The sequence below is a fragment of the Thermus sp. FJN-A genome, from assembly GCF_054655095.1.
Genome location: NZ_BAAHSC010000202.1, coordinates 1 through 742 on the forward strand (window position 1 = coordinate 1; position 742 = coordinate 742).

Below are 742 nucleotides of genomic sequence, written 5' to 3' on the forward strand. Positions count from 1 at the left end.
GGCCCCGCAAGGGGTTGTGGCGTGCCTATTGAAGCATGAGCCGGCGACTCACGGTCGTGGGCGAGCTTAAGCCGTTGAGGCGGAGGCGTAGGGAAACCGAGTCCGAACAGGGCGTCTAGTCCGCGGCCGTGGACCCGAAACCGGGCGAGCTAGCCCTGGCCAGGGTGAAGCTGGGGTGAGACCCAGTGGAGGCCCGAACCGGTGGGGGATGCAAACCCCTCGGATGAGCTGGGGTTAGGAGTGAAAAGCTAACCGAACCCGGAGATAGCTGGTTCTCCCCGAAATGACTTTAGGGTCAGCCTCAGGCGCTGACTGGGGCCTGTAGAGCACTGATAGGGCTAGGGGGCCCACCAGCCTACCAAACCCTGTCAAACTCCGAAGGGTCCCAGGGGGAGCCTGGGAGTGAGGGCGCGAGCGATAACGTCCGTGTCCGAGCGCGGGAACAACCGAGACCGCCAGCTAAGGTCCCGAAGTCTGGGCTAAGTGGGAAAGGATGTGGCGTTGCTGAGACAGCCAGGAGGTTGGCTTAGAAGCAGCCATCCTTTAAAGAGTGCGTAATAGCTCACTGGTCGAGTGACGCTGCGCCGAAAATGATCGGGGCTTAAGCCCAGCGCCGAAGCTGCGGGTCTGGGGGGCGACCCCCAGGCGGTAGGGGAGCGTTCCCGATGCCGAGGAAGGCCGACCCGCGAGGGCGGCTGGAGGCAAGGGAAGTGCGAATGCCGGCATGAGTAACGATAAACAG

At 63.2% G+C, this 742-nt stretch carries 1 rRNA gene; it reads left to right on the forward strand.

The features are described 5' to 3' along the window. Window positions 1-742 (forward strand): 23S ribosomal RNA (locus ACYQ0J_RS09940); the annotation flags it as partial.